Source organism: Streptomyces sp. GQFP, from assembly GCF_021545335.1.
Classification (GTDB): Bacteria; Actinomycetota; Actinomycetes; order Streptomycetales; family Streptomycetaceae; genus Streptomyces.
In genome coordinates this window covers 4,754,114-4,772,559 of record NZ_CP089312.1, presented here as the reverse complement: position 1 = coordinate 4,772,559, position 18,446 = coordinate 4,754,114, and the positions used below count along the sequence as shown (strand labels likewise).

Here is an 18,446-nt window from a genome sequence, read left to right as displayed (position 1 = left end):
GGGTGTCGCGGACGGCGGTGATGGTGCTCATCGGACAGCCTCCCGGCGCCATCCGGTCACCAGGTCCTCCAGGGACGAGACCCGCAACCGCGGTACGTCGGAACCGGGGCCGGACGCCTCGTGCGTGGCCGCGTCCTCCGTGCCGACGCACATCACGGTCACGCGGTCGAAGCGGCGGTGTACCCGGTCGGCTGCGCCGAGACCCCGGGTGTCGACGGTGCCGGTGACGACGATCAGGGTTCCGCCTCCGCGGTGGTGTTCCAGGCCGTCGAAGGCGGCGGTCACGGATGTGAGGTCCGAGCGGTGTACGACGGCCAGCGCGTCCAGGAGGGCCTCGCCGTCGTCGCCCGTGCCCTCGGTGTGCAGGAGCGGTCCGGCCGCGCCGACCAGGTGCACGGGGAAGTGGGAGCGGGCGGCCGCGTACGCGACGGAGGCCGCGCAGTCCACGGCCAGCTCGAAGTCGTCCTCCGAGGCGTGGGCGCGCTGCCGGGTGTCGAGCATGAGCGTGGTGTGCGGGAGGGAGACGTCGACCATCTGACGGACCATCAGCGTGCCGGTACGGGCCGTCGACCGCCAGTGGACCCGTCGCAGGTCGTCGCCGAGGACGTACTCGCGCAGCGCGTGGAAGGTGAGCGAGCCGTCGTCCGCGGTGTCGGAGGCCGGCCCTTCCACATGGTGCGCCCGCCCGGACGGCAGCACGGGCAGCGGGCAGATCCGGGGCCGTACGAGCAGCGTGTCCGCTTCGCCGTACGGGCGCATACGGCGGGCCAGCCCGAGGGGGTCGGTGCGTTCCAGCCGCAGCGGTCCCACGGGGACGCGGCCACGGCGGGCGGTGGGCAGCGCGTACCGCAACTCGTGGGACGTGCCCGGGCGCAGCGGCGGCACGTCGACGGCGATGTCCCGGTCACCGCACCGGTCGAGGGCGCGCAGGCCGCGCCGGGTGCGGTCGCCGGTGTTGGTGAGCGTGACGACGGCCTCGGCGGGGTCCCCGCGGACCACCCGGCTCGGCGCGGTCCGCCGCTCGGCGTCCAGCACGGGCGCGGGCAGCGCCCACAGGACGGCCGCGGCTACGGCGAGCAGGCAGGTGACACCCAGCGCCGCTGCCTCGCCGTACCCGAACGCGTAACCGGTCGCCGTGAGTACGACCCCCGCGGCCAGCGTGCCCCACCCGGTGGCCGACAGCATCAGACGCGTGCCCCGCTGTCCAGCCGTACGGTGGCCAGCACCTCGTCGATCACGTCCGTGCCGGTACGGCCGCTCAGCTCGGCCTCCGGGGTGAGGATCAGCCGGTGCGCGAGGACGGGCCCGGCCAGTGCCTTGACGTCCTCGGGGAAGGCGTACGGACGGGACTGCGAGGCCGCCCGCACCCGGACCGCGCGCAGCAGGGCGACGGAGCCGCGCGGCGAGGCGCCGAGGCGTACGTCGGGGAGGGTGCGGGTCGCCGCCACCACCCGCACCAGGTAGTCGTACAGCGCGTCGGCCACCTGTACTTCGCCGGCGGACGCGATGAGTTCGGCGATCTCGTGGGCCGTTGTGACGGGGGTCAACGACTCGGGGGTGGGGGCCGTTGGGGTTCCGGTCAGGATCGCGACCTCGGAGGCGTGGTCGGGGTAGCCGACGGTGATCCGCATCAGGAAGCGGTCGAGCTGGGCCTCGGGCAGCGGGTAGGTGCCGCCCATGTCGACCGGGTTCTGGGTGGCGAGCACCATGAACGGGCGGGGCACCGGGTGCGCGGTGCCGTCGGCGGTGACCCGGCGCTCCTCCATCACTTCCAGCAGGGCGGACTGAGTCTTGGGGGAGGCGCGGTTGATCTCGTCGCCGAGCACGATGTTGGCGAAGACCGGGCCGGGGAGGAACTCGAAGGTGCCCGTGTTCTGGCGGTAGACGGTGACGCCGGTGATGTCGGACGGCAGCAGGTCCGGGGTGAACTGCACCCGCGCGAAGTCGGCCTCGATGGAGGCCGCGAGGCAACGGGCGAGGGTGGTCTTGCCGGTGCCGGGCACGTCCTCGATGAGGAGATGCCCTTCGGCGAACAGGCAGATCAGGGCGAGTTCGACGGTGTCGCGCTTGCCCTTGACGACCCGCTCGACGTTGTCGGCGAGGGCGTGGAAGCACTTGGCCAAGCGGGCGGTGCTGTCGGTGCTGTCGGTGCTGTGGGTGGGGGGAGAGGTCATCTACATTCCCAGACGTCGGGGTTGGAGCGGGAGTTCACGAAGGCGTCGAAGGTGTAGCCCGTGTAGATGCCCTTGCTGTCCACATAGGTATGGAAGGCCCAGACATCGGTGGTGATACCGGCGGCCGTCAGTTCCTGGCCCTTCGCTTTGCAATGGACGGTGACCTCGGGGCTCGACAAGCCGGGGATTTCGCCTACCCGCCAGCTGGTCGCCTTGTCGGTGGTGGGCTTGTTGCGGATCCCGACCGTCTCAGGGCTGGTGTCGTTGTTCACGATGCGCATCCGCTGGTCGGGCGGGGTCAGGTCGAGCCACCCCTGCGTCGCCCTGCCCGATCCGGCGGCGTTGCCCGCCATCACCGCGGCATTGTGGATCCTGCTGTTCTCGAGGTTCTTGAAGACGTAACTGGGTTCGGTGGTCTCCACCACCCCGCTGGGCCCGTTGAGCGTGTACGTCACCGAGCCGTTGGCGTCCTGCGGCGGCTGCCAGGTCAGCGTGCCGCCGTGTCCGCCCTGGGCGGGCGCGAAGGTGAGCTGTTCCGGCGCCCCCGGCGCGATGCACGGCCGCGCGAATGCCGAGGGCGCCGACTCCTTGCCCGGCCTGCCCCCGTCGTACTCCGCGACCACCGTGAAGCTGTACTGCTCCTCGCACGACCCGCCCTCGACCTCGAAGGCGAACGGGCCGTCGGGGCCGATCTCGGCCGGGGTCACGGTCTGGTCCGGTGTCGCCCCCTTGAGGACGTAGCGCTGCGGGGTCGCGCCCAGCGCTTCGGAGAAGGTGACCCGGATGGCGCCCGACAGCGACTCCGACTGCGGTGCTCCCGGGGCCCCGGGCTCCTGGACCGGCGGCGCCGAGGGCGCGGGCCCTGTCTCCGTCGGTCCGGGCTGTCCCGGCACCGGTGCCGGGGCCGACGTGCCGTTCGACGGGGTGACGGTCGCGCCCGGGGCCGTCACCGTCACGCCCGGAGCGGGCGCCCCGGGCGGCAGCTGTGCGGCGGGGACGCCCGTCGGGACGCTGTCCTCGACCGGCCTCTCCCCGGGCTTGCGGGCGGACGGTACGTCCGTCTCGTACTTGCCGATGTGCCTGACCTCGCCGTCGGCGTCGATCACCGCGGCGGCGGCACCGTCCTGGTCGTTCACCCACAACAGGCCGTCGCGGACGAAGAGTTCGAGTTCGCCCGGCCCGTCGGTGATCGGTACCGGGTCGGCGAGCGCCGAGAGGGAGGTGTCGTACACCAGCAGCCTGCCGGTGGACTCGTCCGGTAAGTAGACCCGCTTGCCGAGCAGTTGGGGTGCCCCCAACTCCTGGCCCTGTACGGGCACACGGGCGCGCAGGGTGTGCCTGCTGCGGACGTCGACGACCACCAGATCCCCGCTGCCGGCGTCCAGCACGGGCACCACGGAACCGTCGGTGCCCGCCGGCACCAGGAGCCCGGCCGCCGGGTCCGTCCCGGCGGGTGCGCCGCCGAGTTCGAAGGTGCCCTGTACGCCGCTGACCGTCAGCACCTTCATCGCGGCGGCGGTCCTGTCGGTCACCACGGGGCGGCCGTCGGCCACGGTCAGCGCCAGATCGTGGCCCGCGTCGGCGACCTCGACCGCCGTGCCCTTCGTGCCCTTGACGAACGGCACCACCGTGCCCTGGTCCGGCAGCGGCACCCACAACGTGCCCTGCCCGTCCACCACGGCGGCTCCCGGCTTCCCGCCCAGTTCGACGGGCGGGCTCTCGGGCGTCGTCAGCGCTGGGTCGATCCGCTGGACGGTGCCCTTCGCGGGGTCGAGGACATACGCGTACGCGCCGCCTGCGGCCAGTTGCAGTCCGGCCGTGCCGTAGTCCGCCGACTGTTCTGCGGTCAGCTGGGCGGCGTCGATCCGTACGACCCGGCCGGTACGTTCGTCCAGTACGAGGGTCGTGTCGCCGTTCTGCGCGATCGAGAGCGGGTGGCCCGCCATCCCGGCCGGCAGAACGGCCTTGCCGTCCACCGCGCCGGTCAGCCCATGGGCGTGAGCGACCTCGCCCTTCCCGCTGCCGGCCAGCCAGGCGCCGATGTCGGCGAGCCCGGGCCGGGTGTCGGCCGTACCGGCCCCGACGGCGAGCGAGGTGGCGATGAGCGCGCCGACCGCGCCGATCACGAGGTAGCCGGTGACGCGGTTGCCGGTCGGCCGCAGTCCTGCCTTGGCAGCCCTGACCAGCGTCGAACAATGTTTTCGGACCCCGGGCCTCGCGGATTCCCCCGACATCTCGTGCTCCCTGGTGAGACGCTCAACTCCTCCTGGGGCCAGGGTAGTTGACAGAGGTGCGACTGTCAGGGACGACTCAGGACACGGATGGCTCACGACTTGGATGGCTCAAAACACGTACGAGCATGCTTCCCCTTGTGGTCGGCTTGGTGCTGCTGTGCCCACAGGTGTGTACAGGTGTGTGCGGAGTTGCCCGGGCGCGGTCCGGCCCCCGTGGCCGACCGATACCCCCGTGTCGGACGGGACCGGAGAGCCGGTGCCGTGCCCGGGCCGTACCGACGTTGGCAGGACGCTCCGGCGCCTGGCAACGCATCGGCGTCCGGTGGGATGCTGGGACGCCGAGACACGTGGTGACCTTGTACTTCGGGGGCCTGCTGGGACGCCGGTGGGACGGGGCAGTGGCGCGGCATGACGGTTGGGGCCAAGGGGGCAAGACGAAATGGGATCGCAGCCCGTGGAGTTCGACGAGTTCGCGGCTTGTCTGCGGGCGCTCAAGGAACGGGCGGGCCTCAGTTACGAGGCGCTGGCAGGGAAGACCGGGATCAGCGGTTCCAGCCTGCACCGGTACTGCTCGGGCTCGTACGTCCCGCAGGACTACGGTTCGGCGCACCGGTTCGCCACGGCCTGCGGGGCGTCACCGGAGGAACTGCGCCGATTACACCGGCTCTGGGCCCTGGCGGACGCCGCACGGGATCCGGGACGCGGCACGGACACGGAGCGGGGGCGGGGGCGGGGGCGGGACGGCCGGGGAGACGGTCGTCGTGCCGGCCGGGCTGCCGACGGGGGTGTAAACGGGGGTGGAAACGGGGGTGTAAACCGGGGTGTCGATCAAGACGTCGCCCAGGACGGGCCCCACGGATCGGCCCCAGCCCTGGACCCAGCCCTGGACTCGGACCCGGCCGCCGCCGTACCCGCCCCCGCCCCCGCCCCGGCTGTCCCGGCCGCCGTACCCACCCCCCGCCCGCCCTGGCACCGCAGGAGATCATCCGCTCTCGTCGTGGTCGTGCTGGCCCTTGCGTTGGGGGCGACGGCATGGGGGCTCACGGCCGGGTCCGGCGGCGGATCCCCCGACGACGAGGACCGCCCGCTGTTCTCGGCGGCGTGCGCCGGGCCGGTGACCATGGGGCAGCGCGGTGCCTGCGTACGGGAGGTGCAGCGGCTCCTCGCCCGGGCCGGGGCCGAGTTGGACGTCGACGGCGAGTTCGGGCCGCAGACCCTGCGCCGGGTGACCGCCTTCCAGGTGCTGTCCGGCGTCGGCGTCACCGGGGTGGTCGGCGACAAGACGAAGAAGGCGCTCTACGCGTCGAAGACCCGCATGGACACCTGGTCGCCCGAGAAGGTGCGCCTGCGGATCCGCGAGGTGTTCGGCGAGGTGCCCGACCGTGCGGTCGCCATCGCGGACTGTCAGTCGTTCCTCGATCCGCTGCACATCCTGCCGAACACCGACACCACCCGGAACTGGGGTGTCTTCCAGATCTCCGACGCCACGCTGCGGAGACTCGGCGGCACACCTCGCGACGCGCTGGACCCGGAGTGGAACATCCAGGCCGCCCACCGCCTGTGGAGCCGCGCGCGGAACTTCGGGGACTGGCCGAACTGCGACCGGGCCGCCTCTCCTGTCTCCACGGCCCCTACCGCCTCTTCCACAGCCACGGGTCCTGCCCTGGTGCAGGCGGCCGACAGCCAACCGGTGACACGGCCACCGGACACCCCCGCGTCCTCGGCGTCCTCGGCGCCCACGGCCGCCAACTGCCCGGCGCCGGGGCAGCGGTTCAAGACGGCGGCCACCCACGACCGGGTGTACCTGGTCGGCCCGGGCAGCCGCCTCTACTACATCCCCGACGCGACCGTTTACTTCAACCTCTGGGACGACGACTATCGCGGGGTCGTCACGGTCAGCGGCGGTGTCTTCGCGGACTGCGGGTGGGACGAGGCCCGCGAGTTGGCCGACGCGTTCATCGCCAGGACGAGCAGCAGCCTGCGGGCCTACATCTGGGACGCGTGGTACGGCTACCGCTGGATCGCGGACCAGACCGTCTTCGACACGTACGGGTTCTCGCAGGCGAAGATCCAGATACGGTCCTCGCTGTCCCCCATCAACGGCGACACGAGGTGGCAGTGAGCCAGTGAGCCAGTGAGTTGGTGAGCCGGCGGTTCAACGGACCGGGAAGCCGAAGGCGTAGCCCTCATCCTTGAGCTGGGGGAGGACCCGGCGCAGGGCCTCGACGGTCTCGGAGCGGTCGCCTCCCGCGTCGTGGAAGAGGAGCGTCGGCCCGTTGGGCAGTTCGCGCTCGACGGTGGCGACGATGGCGTCCGCGCCCGGCAGTTCGAAGTCCTTGGTGTCCACGTTCCAGCCCAGGGGGCGCATGCCCCGGGAGGCGGCCAGCTTGCGGCTGTACGGGGTGAAGGCGCCGCCGGGCGCCCGGTAGTACATCGGCCGTACGCCCCCGGAGGCCTCGGTGATCATGCGTTCGGCGTCGAGGATCTGCTGCGACTGGTAGGCCTCGGACTTCTTGTCCATGGTGGTGTCGTGGGACACCGAGTGGTCGCACAGCCGGTGCCCGGCCGCGACGACCTGCTTCACGAGGTCAGGGTGGGCCTGCGCCTGCGTCCCCACCATGCAGAACGTGGCCTTCACCCCGTACTCCCGCAGTACGTCGAGGACTTGGGGCGTCCACTCGGGGTCGGGGCCGTCGTCGATGGTGATGTTGACGCCGCGCGGACCCGCGTCCGAGGCGTGCGCGATGGTCACCGCGACCGGCTTGACGGCGGTGGCCGGCTTGGCCGAGGTCACCTTCGGCGACGCGTCGCCGGCGGCTCCGGCCTGCGCGGTCCACACCGAGGCACCGGTGGCGAGCAGCGTCACCCCGAGCGCCGCGCCGAGCACCTTGCCGTACCAGCCACGCCCGCCGCTGTGCCGTGCCATGTCCGCCCCGCTCTCCCGCAGTTCCACGCCGATTCCTTGGTCACTTCGCAACCAACTGGCAGGACGAGGAACGGAGGCCGGAGGATGCGTCCGTTACCGATCAAGGACAATCCCGGGGCAGCTCCCGGACAACGGGGAACGGGGAACGGGCTCCGCGCCGTCAGCGCGGGGACCGGGTGACGTCACCGGGCGGGGGTGCGGCGGGAGTCGCCCCCGTCGGTGGATTCGGCGCGTCTGTGTGGCCGCCGGGGGAGCCGGGCCCGGGATGCCTGGGGCGTGGGGGAGAGGGCTGTACGCGGTCAGTGCGGGGGCCGGGTGGCGTCACCGGGCGGGGGTGCGGCGGGAGTCGCCCCCGGCGGCAGATCCCGCGCGTCCGTGTGGCCGCCGTGGGGAGCCGGGCCCGGGACGTAGGGGAGAGGGGCGTGACCTGCGGGAAACTGGGGGTACGCGGCGGGGAACTGGGGATGCGCGGTGGAGAAGGGCAGCGGCGGTGGGACCGGTGCCGGTGCGGGGACGGTGCGGGTCGGCGTACGGCGGTGGGTCAGCCAGAGGACGGCCGCCGCGTACAGGGCGATGCCGGTCAGGTCGACGGCCACGACCTGCCAGGGCGCGTCCGCCGCGGTGTCGTCGGTCTTGAGGCCGTCCACGACGGCGGCCGAGACGCCGAACGCCAGCAGGTTGCTCACGGCGTGCAGCCCGATCGCCGCCTCCAGTCCGCCCGTACGTACGGTGAGCCAGCCCGCGACCATCGCGAACACGACCAGATCGGCGAAGCCCCACGGGGTGCCCCAGCCGTGGGCGGCGCCGAACAGGACGGCCTGGGGCACGAGCGCCCACCAGGGGGAGCGCAGGAAGCCGCCGACCGCCTGGGTGAGCCAGCCCCGGAAGACGTACTCCTCGGCGGCGGCCTGCAGCGGTACCAGGACGACCAGCATGGCGAGGGCCGGGCCGAACACCTCCCAGCCCGCCCACCGCACCGGCTCGGCATCGTCCATGGGTAGGAGGAACAAGGCCCCGGTGGTCACGGCGAGGACCGGCAGGGCCGCCAGCACGCACCACCCCAGCCAGCGCCACCGCAGTCCGCCCGTCACGGACGAGACCGTGCCCGCCGGGCGGCGGCCGATCCAGCGCACCGCGAGCAGGACGACGGGGATGGCGGAGGCGATCACCAGCAGATCGAGGGCGGTGCCGGTGACCGGGCCGAACTCGACGGTCCCGTCCGGGGCTTCGGGGTACCCCCTGGCCGCTCCCAGGGCGGAGGCGACGCCGTAGAGCAGCCCGGCCACGACCACGCACGCCACGGCCACGAACCCGGTACCCAGCACGGGCCGCCACCATCGATGACGTACCGAGGCGCGTGCCATGCGGTGGTAGGGGAGCAGTTCGGGGAGGGGGTTCGTCATGAGACAAGCCTCTCCGAGGGCCCGCGCCTCCACATCCACCGTCGGCACGAACGCCGCCTCTGTCGGAGGGTAGAGGCGGGTGGAGAGCGGCCTGGCACCTGGGTCCCGTGCCGGCCGCAGCACCCTGGTCCTACGCTCGTGCCGACATGGAGACGACGATACGCAACTGGCTGCTCCCCGCGCTGCTCGCGGCCGCACAGATCGCCTGGCTGTGGTCCGGAGCCGGCCTGGCCGGCGCCGAGGTGCCCGGGGCGGCCGCACTTGTCGCCGTACTGGGCGCGGTGGCCGCCGAGACGGCCGCGCTGGGCCGGCGACGGCAGACACCGGTCCGGGCCCTCGCCTGGTCCCTCGGTGCCCTCTTCGTGGGTCAACTGGCCTGGCAGGACGGCTACTTCGGGCTGGGTACGCCGATCGGGCTGTACTCGGTCGCGGTCCGCTGCCCGGTACCCGTGACCGTACGCGCGCTCGCCGCCGCCGTGGGCGTCGAGTGGCTCCACTCCCTCGTCCACCTCGGGGTCCGGCCCGCGCTCGCCGCGGAGTTGGTGCTCGGCGCGCTCGTGTACGCCGTGTGCGTGGGGCTCGGTGAGGCGCGGCGGCAGTGGCTCAAGGGGCGGTCGCTCGCGGCCGGGCGGCTGGCCGGTGCGGAGGAGACCCGGCGGCGGGCGGGCGACACCGAACGGCAGCGGCTGGCCCGCGAGTTGCACGACGTGAGCGCCCATCACCTCACCTCCGTCGTCATCACGGCCGACGCCGCACGCCGACTCGGCGACAGCAGGCCGGAGTTGACGGCCGAGGCGCTGACCTTCGCCGAGCGCACCGGCACCGAGACCCTGACGGCGCTGCGACGGCTCGTAGGCCTGCTGCGCGACGCGGACCGCCCCGACCCCCGCCCGATGACCGCCCGTATCGAGGAACTCATCGCCGGATTCGGCCGGTTGGGCCGTCCGATCGACGCCGTACTCCCCGCCGACCTGGCCGGTCCGGCGGCCGAGGCGGTCCACGGGATCGTCCGCGAGGCCCTGACCAACGCCCTGCGGTACGCCCCGGGTTCGGCGGCGCGCGTCGGCGTCGTACGCGGGGAGGGCGTACTGGAACTCACCGTCGACAACGCGCCCCCGCGCGGCGCGGTGCCGGACGGTGTCGGCGGCCTCGGTTCGGGACGCGGTGTGGCGGGGATGAAGGAGCGGGCGGCGGCCGTGGGCGGGGAACTGACGGCCGGCCCCGCACCCGGCGGTGGCTGGCGGGTGCGGGCCACCCTGCCCGACGTCACGGGGCCGTGGGGCCCGCCCGAGGAAGCTGCCCGGCGCGACGTGCTGCGGGAACAGCGGCTGGCCGACCCCGCGTTGGTGCTGACGGCGACGCTCTTCCCCCTGGTGTTCGCCCTGGTGACGGTGGAGGAGTGGACGGGCACGAGCCTGCGCGCCGCGCTCCCTGACCTGCTCCTCCTGGCCGCGTTGCTGACCGCGCACGCGGTGCCGCTGCTGTGGCGGCGGCGCGCTCCGTGGCCGGCGCTCCTCGGTGTGCTGGCCACGTCGTGGCTGTGGCCGGCGGCGGTCGCCGTGGCCGGTCTGCCGTCACGGGTGTCCGGGTTCTTCGCCGGCGGCATGCTCGCGGAACTCCTGGCGGTGTACGCCGTCGCGGTCTACGGCCGGGGAGCCGCCCGCACCTGGCCCGCGTGGTGCGCGGCGGCGGTCTCGCTCTCCGGGACCCTCGTCGCGACGGCGGGCGCGGACGGCAGGCTGCTGGACGAGACCTCGGTATGGCCCACCGCCCTGGTGATGTTCATCCCGCTGACCGTGCTGTTCGCCGCCGTGTTCGCCGCCCTGTGGGGCGCCGGACTCGCCGTACGGCGCCGACGGCTGCGCATCCTCGCCTGGGACGACTACGCGCTGGCCGGCACCCTGTGGCACGCGGAACGGGCCGCGGACGCCGAACGGCACCGCCTGGCGGCGAAGTTGCACGACGCCGTCCTGCACCCCACGACGGCACTGGTCGAACAGGCCCGGCAGGGACGGCTGGAGGAGGTCGCCGCCGGTGCCCGATCGGCCCTGGCCGCCATGCGCGAACTTCTCCACAGCCTGGGGAAACCGGAGGAGGACCATCCCGGGCCGGGGCTCGCTCCGGCGCCCACGGCGGCGGACCTCGACGCACTGTGCCGGTCGCTGCGCGCCGCCGGCCGGGACGTGACCCTGCGGGGCCTGCCGGGGGCCGCGCGGAACCTGCCGCCCTCCGTGACCCGGTCGGCGTACCGGATGGTCGAGGCGGCGCTCGACGCGGGCGGCCCGGGCCCGGTACGGGTCACGCTGCGCCGACGCCGGAACACCCTGCGCGTCACGGTGACGGGCGTACCGCCGGCCGTGACGGGCCCCGTGGCCGAAGCCCTGAAGGCGCAGGTGGGGGCGGGAACAGGCAGCATCACCTACGAACAGACCGGTACGGTACGGGTGTTGCTGTCGACGCGCCCGAGTCCGCGGGAGCCCGTCCAGGAGGTGTTCCCGTCATCACCACCCGTGTGATGGTCGTCGACGACCAGGCGGTGGTCCGCGCGGGATTCGCCGCCATCGTGGACGCCGAACCCGATCTGACGGTGGTCGCCGAGGCCGGTGACGGGGCGTCGGCGGTGGAACTCGCCGCGAGCACGGCGCCCGACCTGGTCCTGATGGACATCCGTATGCCCGGCATGGACGGCCTCACCGCGACCCGTCTCATCACCGCGCAGGAGCCCTGCCCCCGCGTCCTGGTCCTGACCACCTTCGACCTGGACGCCTACGTGTACGAGGCACTGCGCGCCGGGGCCTCCGGGTTCCTGCTCAAGGACGCCCTCCCCGAGGACCTCCTCTCCGCGATCCGCGTGGTCGCCACCGGCGAGGGCATCCTGGCCCCCACCGTGACCCGCCGCCTCATCGACACCTTCGCCCAGGGCGCCCCGCAACCACCGTCGGTGACAGGCGAGTTGTCCGCCCTCACCCCCCGCGAGAACGACGTCCTGCTGCACATCGCCTCGGGCCTGACGAACGCCGAGATCGCCGCCGCGCTAGGAGTGACCACGGGCACGGTGAAGACCCACGTCAACGCCCTGCTGACCAAACTGGGCCTGCGGGACCGGGTACAGGCGACGATCCTGGCGTATGAGAGCGGGCTGGTCAGGCCGCGGGGCAGGGCCTGAGCGCGGGCCTTGTGCGGGGTGGTCGACGCCGGGCGGGGAGGTTCCTGGAGGGGCGGTTGACGCTGGGCGGGGAGGTTCCTGGTGGGGTGGTTGACGCCGGGCAGGGGGGGTTCTGGCGGGGTGGTTGACGCCGGGCGGGGAGGTTTCTGGCGGGGTGGTCGGCGCCGGGCAGGGAGGTCCCTGGTGGGGTGGTTGACGCCGGGCGGGGAGGTTTCTGGCGGGGCGGTTGACGCCGGGCAGGGAGGTCCCTGGTGGGGTGGTCGGCGCCGGGCAGGGGGGTCTGGCGGGGCGGTCGATGCCGGGCAGGGAGGTCCCGGCGGGCCGTGACCCGGCCGTGCTGTGGGGGTTCTGGGCGGGTCAGCGCGGAGTCCGGTGAAGGAGGTCACTGTCGAGTTCCGGCTGCGTACACTCCGTCGTCTGGCAGGACCATCGGTGGGGGCGAGGGGTGGAGTGGTGCTGGTGATGCCGGGGGCCGGGGACAGGATCGCCGGCCGATACCTCCTACAAGAGCCCATCGGCAGCGGCGGTATGGGTGTCGTCTGGCTGGCCTGGGACGAGCGGCTCGAACGGCGGGTCGCGGTCAAGTGCGCACGCCTGGACGACGACCGGGCCGCGCGACGGCTCATGGGCGAGGCGCGCAACGCCGGGCGGCTGCACCACCCGAACATCGTGGGCGTCTTCGACTTCGTCGACGAGGGCGCCACCTGCTGGATCATCATGGAGTACGTCCCCTCGCGCAGCCTCGCCCAGATCGTGACCGAGCGCGGCCCGCTCACGCCCGAGGAGGCCGGGTCGATCGGCTGCCAGATCGCGGCCGCGCTGGCGAAGTCCCACCACGAGGGCGTGGTGCACGGCGATGTGACGCCGGAGAACATCCTCGTCACCGACGAAGGCATCGCGAGACTCACCGACTTCGGGATCTCACGGGCCCTGACGAGCGACGTCACCCACAGCACGACGGGCAGTGTGCGCGGCAAACCCCGTTATCTGGCCCCGGAGTTGGCCAAGGGGCAGCGCGCGGGCGAGAAGTCCGACGTGTTCTCCCTGGGCGCCTCCCTGTTCATGGCGGTCGAGGGCAGGTCGCCGTACGGGGAGGCCGAACACCTCATGGCCTACCTGGCCCGGGCCGTCGAGGGACACATCGAGCCCGCACACCGGGCCGGCCCGCTGGAGGGACCGCTCACCGCCCTGCTGGAGGTGGAGCCGCGGCACCGCCCCGACGCCGCCAGGGCGCAGCAGCTGCTGACACGCGCGGCACCTCCGCCCCCGCACATTCAGGAGCAGTTGCACGACAGCCGTACGGGAGACGACTCCCGCACCCTCCGGCTGCCCCGACTCCTGCGCGGCCAGGGGGACTTCACGCCCTTCATGCTTCAGCTGCCCCGGCCCGTACGCCGACGCCGGCGCCCTTTGGCGATCACGGCGGTGGCGCTGGTCGCGGCGGGCGCGATCACGGCCGGGCTGGTCCTCTTCGGGCCGTGGGCCTCGGAGGACGAGAGCGGCCGTACCGGGGCGGCTGACGCGAAACCGTCGGCCACGGCGCCCGCCGGTGCCATCGGCGACGAGCGTACGGCGGACCCCTGCGGGCTGCTCGACGCCGCCTCGCTGGGCCGCTTCGGCGGCACCGTACTCGACCCGGACTACGGGGAGTTCGACCGTTGCGACGTCCTCGTCCGCAACAACAGCGGTGACGACAACGCGGACGTCCAGGTCAACCTCGACTCGGACCGGGACGACTTCGACGACGTCCTGTCGACCCGCCTCACCGGCGGCCTCACGGTCGTCACCCTCAAACGGGACGGGAAGGCCTGCGAGCGGGCCGTCCTGACCACCGACGGCAAGCAGATCCGCGTCATCGGGAAGCAGCTCGGCAAAGTGGCGCCCGACCCGTGCGAGATGGCCGACGCCGCCACCGACCACGTGGTCGGCGTGCTGTCCGACGGCCCGGTGCCCCGGCGTTCGTCGTCACCGGCGGCGAACTCCCTTTCCCGGCTGGACACTTGCACCCTGCTCGACGCCACCGCGCTCAAGCGGCTCCCCGGCGTCGAGGCGGACAACCAGGACCGCGGCTTCGGTTCCTGGGCCTGCGACTGGTCGAGCGACGACGGCAACCGCGAGGTGGAGATCCAGTTCAGCCGGGACAACTCTCTGGACGCCGACGACGGAACACCGGTGGACGTCGCCGGGACGCGGAGCTACTACTGGGCGAACGAGATCGAGGACGACAGCTGCACGGTACGGACCCCGCACCGCACCTACACGAACTCGCTCGGCGACCCCACCACTGAACTCCTCCAACTGACCGTGTACGCCCCACAGCCGACCGGCCAACTGTGCGACTCCGCGAGGGAGTTCGCGGCTGTCGTCGTGCAGAACATCGCGAAGGGGCTGGGGGAGCGGTGACGTGGCCGGGGGAACGGGCGGCGGGGGTCGCGGCGTTTTTCCTCGCCCCCGCCGCCCCTACCCGTCCCATCCTCGGGGGCGCTGCCCCCGAACCCCCGCATCGCGCTGAACGCGCTCGTCCTCAAACTCCCCCAGAGGGGGGACCCCCAACGGGCTGGGTGGTGCTGGCCGTCGCTTGATCTTTCAGCCCAGGCTCAGGCATTTCAGCCCGTCCGGCGTTTGAGGACGAGGCCGTTCAGGCCGACAGCGGGGGTCTGGGGGCGCAGCCCCCAGGGGATGGGAATGGGTAGGGGCGGCGGGGGCGAGGAGTTTGCCGGGAGAGCGGTGCTGGGGCAGGCCCCGGCCCCCTTGTGATCGTCGCCACAGAGACGACAAGTGCCGAGCGGACAGGGCTGGTTGTGGAACTTTCCCTGCGTGAACGGATACGCGCCGGCGATCCGGAAGCCTTCGCCGAACTGTTCAGCGCGCATGCCCGTGCCGTCTACGGACATGCCGCCCGTCTGTCGGCGGACCGGAGCACCGCGGAGGACGTGGTGTCCCTGACCTTCCTGGAAGCCTGGCGGCTCAGGGAGAAACTGAGACCCGAGTCCGCGGCCCCGGACGAGGACGCCGATGTGCCCGACGGCGACGGACTGCGCCCCTGGTTGTACGGCATCGCCACCAACGTCCTGCGCAACACGCGCCGCGCCGCCCGCCGGCACAGCGCCGCGCTCGCCCGGCTCCCCGGCCGCCCGGCGGACCGTGACACCCTGCCCGACTTCGCCGACGACGTCGTCGGCCGCATGGAGAGGGCCGAGCGGCTCGCCGCCGCGCAGACCGCGCTCGGCCGGCTGCGCAGAGCCGAGCGTGAGGTGTTCGCCCTGTGCGTCTGGTCGGGCCTGAGCTACGCGGCCGCGGGCGAGGCCCTCGGCGTGCCCGCGAGCACCGTACGGTCACGGCTCGCCCGGGCGAGGCAGCGGCTACGGACGCTGTCGGAGGCGGAGTTGGCCCGGCGTACGTCCGCGGATGTTCCCCCTCGGCTTCAGCGGAAAAAGCCGGGACTCGGCCCGCGCACCGGACAGGTACCCGGTGGCCGTCCCGAAACGGCCCGGTCGACGACTCAGACGACTCAGGAGAAGCACCGATGAACCCCGAAGAGCACGAGGAACTGGCCAGGCTGCTGCCGAGCCCGGGTGAGCCGGTCCTGACGAGCGACCGCCACGATCTGCTGAAGGACCACCTGATGAGAGAACTCACCGAGCGAGCCCCGGAACTGGAACTCCTGGACACCGCGACGACCCCCGCCCGACGAGCACGCACCCCCCGCCGCCGGTTCGCCGCCATCGCCGTACCCCTGGCCACGGCGGCAGCGATAGTCGCCGCGGTACTCGCAGGCGCCGGCGGGTCGGAGAAGGCCACGACAGATGCGGACGCGGTCGACCTCCTCAACCGCATAGCCGAGGTCGCCGCCACGAAGGAGTCCGTGCCCGTCCGGGACGACCAGTACGTCTATGTCCGTACGCAGGGCTCCATGAAGTTCTCGGAGAACGACATCCGGGTCCTGCGCGAGGCGAGTTGGACCGCCGTCGACGGCAAGCGCGAGGGACTGCGCCGGGTCACGGTGCTGACAGGCCCGCCGTCCGGGCCCCGGGACCCCTTCTCCTCGTACTCCAAGGGCACACACGACATGAAGCTGAGCCCCGACCCGAACGTCACCACGTTCCGCGAGCTCCAGTCGCTGCCCACCGACCCCGACGCCCTCCTGAAAGAGATCTACGCCGGAACGAAGGGGGAGGGCCAGATCAGGCAGAGCGCGGCCCTGGAGAAGATCGGCGACCTACTCCCCGACGCCACGCTCCTCCCCGAACTGGACGCCGCGCTCTACCGAGCGGCCGCGAAGATCCCGGGCGTCTCGCTCGTCGACGACGCCAAGGACTACACCGGCCGCCCGGGCATCGGCCTGACGTTCGAGGAACGCGACGGCCACACGGTCTGGGTCTTCGACAAGAACTCCCTCGCCTTCCTGGGCTCGACGGACGAGGCACTGCTGGATGTCGGGGTCGCGGACAGGACGGGCGAGACGCCGGCCGCCTGATTGCCTGATCGACTCGGACTGGGGGTCCCCGTCTCAGGCGGGGACCCCCACCCGTTGCCGTTCCGCCTCGGCGAGGCGGGTCGAGCGCGTCCGGGTGCCGAAGACGGCCAGGACGATCGCGCCGACCAGCCACGTGCCGGCGATGAAGTAGATGAAGTAGATGAAGTAGATGAAGTAGAAGACGCTCTGGTAGCCGTGGCCGTTGTAGAGCGCCGCGACGATCAGCGGGCCGGCGGCAGCCTGATCGGCACGGGCGGCATCCCCCTGCACCCCGGCGCGGTCGCGGCGTACCGCTCGCTGCACGGTTGACCATGGCTGGCGTGGCTCAGGCGGATCCGTCGCCCGGGCGATGTTTGACGCGGCCGCTCGGGGTCACGCGGCTTGTGGGCCTCGGGAGGCCCGGCGACACCGAAGGCGACCTGTCCGCCCGATGTGCGGCGCGTTCCGGTGTGTGCCCGTCCCGCGCGACGACTGTGAAACCCGTCGGCAGTCGGCAGAAGGAGTGTCATGACAGAGATCCGCCCCGCCACCACAACCGACTCGGGCGCTCCGGTGGAGAGCGACGAACACTCACTGACCGTTGGACCCGGGGGACCGGTCCTTCTGCAGGACGCCTACCTGATCGAGCAGATGGCGCAGTTCAACCGGGAGCGAATTCCCGAGCGCCAGCCGCATGCGAAAGGGAGCGGCGCTTTCGGTCATTTCGAAGTGAGCCACGACGTGAGCGCCTACACCAAGGCGGCCGTGTTCCAGCCGGGCACGCGCACCGACCTGGTCATCCGGTTCTCGACCGTGGCGGGGGAGCGTGGCAGCCCGGACACCTGGCGCGACCCGCGTGGTTTCGCGGTGAAGCTCTACACCAGCGAAGGCAATTACGACATGGTCGGCAACAATACGCCGGTCTTCTTCATAAAGGATCCGATGAAATTCCAGCATTTCATCCGGTCCCAGAAACGCCGCGCGGACAACAACCTGCGCGACCACGACATGCAGTGGGACTTCTGGACGCTCTCCCCGGAATCCGCCCACCAGGTCACCTGGCTGATGGGAGACCGCGGAATTCCGCGGACCTGGCGTCACATGAACGGGTACTCGTCGCACACGTACATGTGGATCAACGCCGACGGCGAGCGGTTCTGGGTGAAGTACCACTTCAAGACCGACCAGGGCATCGAGTTCTTCACCCAGCACGAGGCCGACCAGATGGCCGCCGTCGACACGGATTACCACACGCGTGACCTCTTCGAGCACATCCGTGACGGGGAATACCCCAGCTGGACCCTCCATGTGCAGGTCATGCCGTACGAGGATGCCGCGCACTACCGCTTCAACCCGTTCGACCTCACCAAGGTGTGGCCGCACGGCGACTACCCGCTCATCCCGGTCGGCCGTATGACGCTCGACCGCAACCCGACGGACAACCACGCCGAGATCGAGCAGGCGGCCTTCCAGCCGAACAACCTGGTCCCCGGCATCGGGCCGAGCCCGGACCGGATGCTGCTGGCCCGCCTGTTCTCGTACGGGGACGCGCATCGCCACCGGATCGGCGCCAACTACCAGCAGCTTCCCGTCAACGCGCCCGTCGTCGACGTCCACTCCTACTCCAAGGACGGCGCGATGGCCTACCGCAAGACGACGGACCCCGTCTACGCCCCGAACTCCAAGGGCGGGCCGGCCGCCGACACGGCCCGTTACGGAACCCCGCCCAGCTGGGCGGCGGACGGCGAGATCACTCGTGCCGCGTACGTGTCCCATCCGGAGGACGACGACTGGGGGCAGCCGGGAACCCTGATACGCGAGGTCATGGACGACGAGGCCCGTGACCGCCTGGTCGACAACGTCGTCGGCCATCTCCTCAACGGGGTGAGCGAGCCCGTCCTCGAACGCGCGTTCGCGTACTGGTCGAACATCGACGAATCGACCGGCAAGCGCATCGCCGACGGCGTGCGAGCGAAGTCCCACGAAAAGGACCCGAAGGTGGCGGAACAGGGCAACCCCGCGCGCCGCGCCATGCAGCACAAGGCATAGAACCCGTCAGCTGCGTCCGCGTCGAGCGACACGGCCCA

12 protein-coding genes and 1 pseudogene are annotated in these 18,446 nt (G+C 72.1%); 7 read left to right on the top strand and 6 right to left on the bottom strand.

What is annotated here, in order from left to right:
* Window positions 1-27 precede the first annotated feature (27 nt).
* Genes LUX31_RS21085 through LUX31_RS21075 form a run of 3 tightly spaced genes read right to left on the bottom strand, consistent with a single transcriptional unit; the run spans window position 28 to window position 4,408 of the window.
* Window positions 28-1,185, bottom strand: coding sequence for a DUF58 domain-containing protein (locus LUX31_RS21085; protein WP_235476407.1), 1,158 nt, complete (start codon window positions 1,183-1,185; stop codon window positions 28-30).
* Window positions 1,185-2,174: an AAA family ATPase gene (locus tag LUX31_RS21080; protein WP_235476405.1), complete on the bottom strand. Its 990-nt coding sequence runs from the start codon at window positions 2,172-2,174 to the stop codon at window positions 1,185-1,187. Before LUX31_RS21080 ends, LUX31_RS21085 begins: the two co-directional genes overlap by 1 nt.
* Entirely contained in the window at window positions 2,171-4,408 is a 2,238-nt protein-coding gene (locus LUX31_RS21075) for a hypothetical protein (RefSeq protein ID WP_235476403.1), read from the bottom strand. Before LUX31_RS21075 ends, LUX31_RS21080 begins: the two co-directional genes overlap by 4 nt.
* Before the next feature lie 439 nt (window positions 4,409-4,847).
* On the opposite strand from LUX31_RS21075, the gene LUX31_RS21070 reads away from it, so the two are divergent.
* Window positions 4,848-6,530: a helix-turn-helix domain-containing protein gene (locus tag LUX31_RS21070; protein WP_235476402.1), complete on the top strand. Its 1,683-nt coding sequence runs from the start codon at window positions 4,848-4,850 to the stop codon at window positions 6,528-6,530.
* A 33-nt stretch (window positions 6,531-6,563) separates the two neighbouring features.
* Here the strand turns inward: LUX31_RS21070 and LUX31_RS21065 are convergent, their stop codons facing one another.
* Both LUX31_RS21065 and LUX31_RS21060 read right to left on the bottom strand, forming a co-directional pair.
* On the bottom strand, window positions 6,564-7,334 hold the full coding sequence (locus tag LUX31_RS21065) for a polysaccharide deacetylase family protein (RefSeq protein WP_235479998.1): 771 nt from the start codon (window positions 7,332-7,334) through the stop codon (window positions 6,564-6,566).
* Window positions 7,335-7,633: 299 nt separating this feature from the next.
* Window positions 7,634-8,737: a CPBP family intramembrane glutamic endopeptidase gene (locus tag LUX31_RS21060; protein WP_235476400.1), complete on the bottom strand. Its 1,104-nt coding sequence runs from the start codon at window positions 8,735-8,737 to the stop codon at window positions 7,634-7,636.
* Window positions 8,738-8,883: 146 nt separating this feature from the next.
* Here LUX31_RS21060 and LUX31_RS21055 point away from each other — a divergent pair, with 146 nt between their 5' ends.
* From LUX31_RS21055 to LUX31_RS21035, 5 genes are all read left to right on the top strand, one after another.
* Window positions 8,884-11,253, top strand: a complete 2,370-nt coding sequence (locus LUX31_RS21055; RefSeq protein WP_235476399.1) for a histidine kinase — start codon at window positions 8,884-8,886, stop codon at window positions 11,251-11,253.
* Window positions 11,238-11,903: a response regulator transcription factor gene (locus LUX31_RS21050; RefSeq protein ID WP_328285734.1), complete on the top strand. Its 666-nt coding sequence runs from the start codon at window positions 11,238-11,240 to the stop codon at window positions 11,901-11,903. Before LUX31_RS21055 ends, LUX31_RS21050 begins: the two co-directional genes overlap by 16 nt.
* 462 nt (window positions 11,904-12,365) lie before the next feature.
* A complete protein-coding gene (locus LUX31_RS21045) occupies window positions 12,366-14,306 on the top strand; it encodes a serine/threonine-protein kinase (RefSeq protein ID WP_235479997.1) in 1,941 nt (646 codons plus the stop codon).
* A 398-nt stretch (window positions 14,307-14,704) separates the two neighbouring features.
* The gene (locus LUX31_RS21040) at window positions 14,705-15,433 is read left to right on the top strand and encodes an RNA polymerase sigma factor (RefSeq protein WP_235476396.1); all 729 of its coding nucleotides are present in this window, start codon (window positions 14,705-14,707) and stop codon (window positions 15,431-15,433) included.
* Window positions 15,430-16,380, top strand: a complete 951-nt coding sequence (locus LUX31_RS21035) for a CU044_5270 family protein (RefSeq protein ID WP_235476395.1) — start codon at window positions 15,430-15,432, stop codon at window positions 16,378-16,380. The genes LUX31_RS21040 and LUX31_RS21035 overlap by 4 nt, the downstream gene beginning before the upstream one ends.
* Window positions 16,381-16,413: 33 nt before the next feature.
* Here the strand turns inward: LUX31_RS21035 and LUX31_RS21030 are convergent.
* A pseudogene (locus LUX31_RS21030) lies at window positions 16,414-16,617 on the bottom strand (hypothetical protein); the annotation flags it as partial.
* A gap of 270 nt (window positions 16,618-16,887) precedes the next feature.
* Between LUX31_RS21030 and LUX31_RS21025 the strand changes: the two are divergent.
* Window positions 16,888-18,408 (top strand): catalase, encoded by a 1,521-nt coding sequence (locus tag LUX31_RS21025; RefSeq protein ID WP_235476394.1) that lies wholly within the window; start codon window positions 16,888-16,890, stop codon window positions 18,406-18,408.
* The last annotated feature ends 38 nt before the right edge of the window (window positions 18,409-18,446 follow it).

Coding starts and splice junctions, on each gene's coding strand:
- LUX31_RS21085 (WP_235476407.1), bottom strand. CDS start 1,185: ATGCTGTCGGCCACCGGGTGGGGCACGCTGGCCGCGGGGGTCGTACTC.
- LUX31_RS21080 (WP_235476405.1), bottom strand. CDS start 2,174: ATGACCTCTCCCCCCACCCACAGCACCGACAGCACCGACAGCACCGCC.
- LUX31_RS21075 (WP_235476403.1), bottom strand. CDS start 4,408: ATGTCGGGGGAATCCGCGAGGCCCGGGGTCCGAAAACATTGTTCGACG.
- LUX31_RS21070 (WP_235476402.1), top strand. CDS start 4,848: ATGGGATCGCAGCCCGTGGAGTTCGACGAGTTCGCGGCTTGTCTGCGG.
- LUX31_RS21065 (WP_235479998.1), bottom strand. CDS start 7,334: ATGGCACGGCACAGCGGCGGGCGTGGCTGGTACGGCAAGGTGCTCGGC.
- LUX31_RS21060 (WP_235476400.1), bottom strand. CDS start 8,737: ATGACGAACCCCCTCCCCGAACTGCTCCCCTACCACCGCATGGCACGC.
- LUX31_RS21055 (WP_235476399.1), top strand. CDS start 8,884: ATGGAGACGACGATACGCAACTGGCTGCTCCCCGCGCTGCTCGCGGCC.
- LUX31_RS21045 (WP_235479997.1), top strand. CDS start 12,366: ATGCCGGGGGCCGGGGACAGGATCGCCGGCCGATACCTCCTACAAGAG.
- LUX31_RS21035 (WP_235476395.1), top strand. CDS start 15,430: ATGAACCCCGAAGAGCACGAGGAACTGGCCAGGCTGCTGCCGAGCCCG.
- LUX31_RS21025 (WP_235476394.1), top strand. CDS start 16,888: ATGACAGAGATCCGCCCCGCCACCACAACCGACTCGGGCGCTCCGGTG.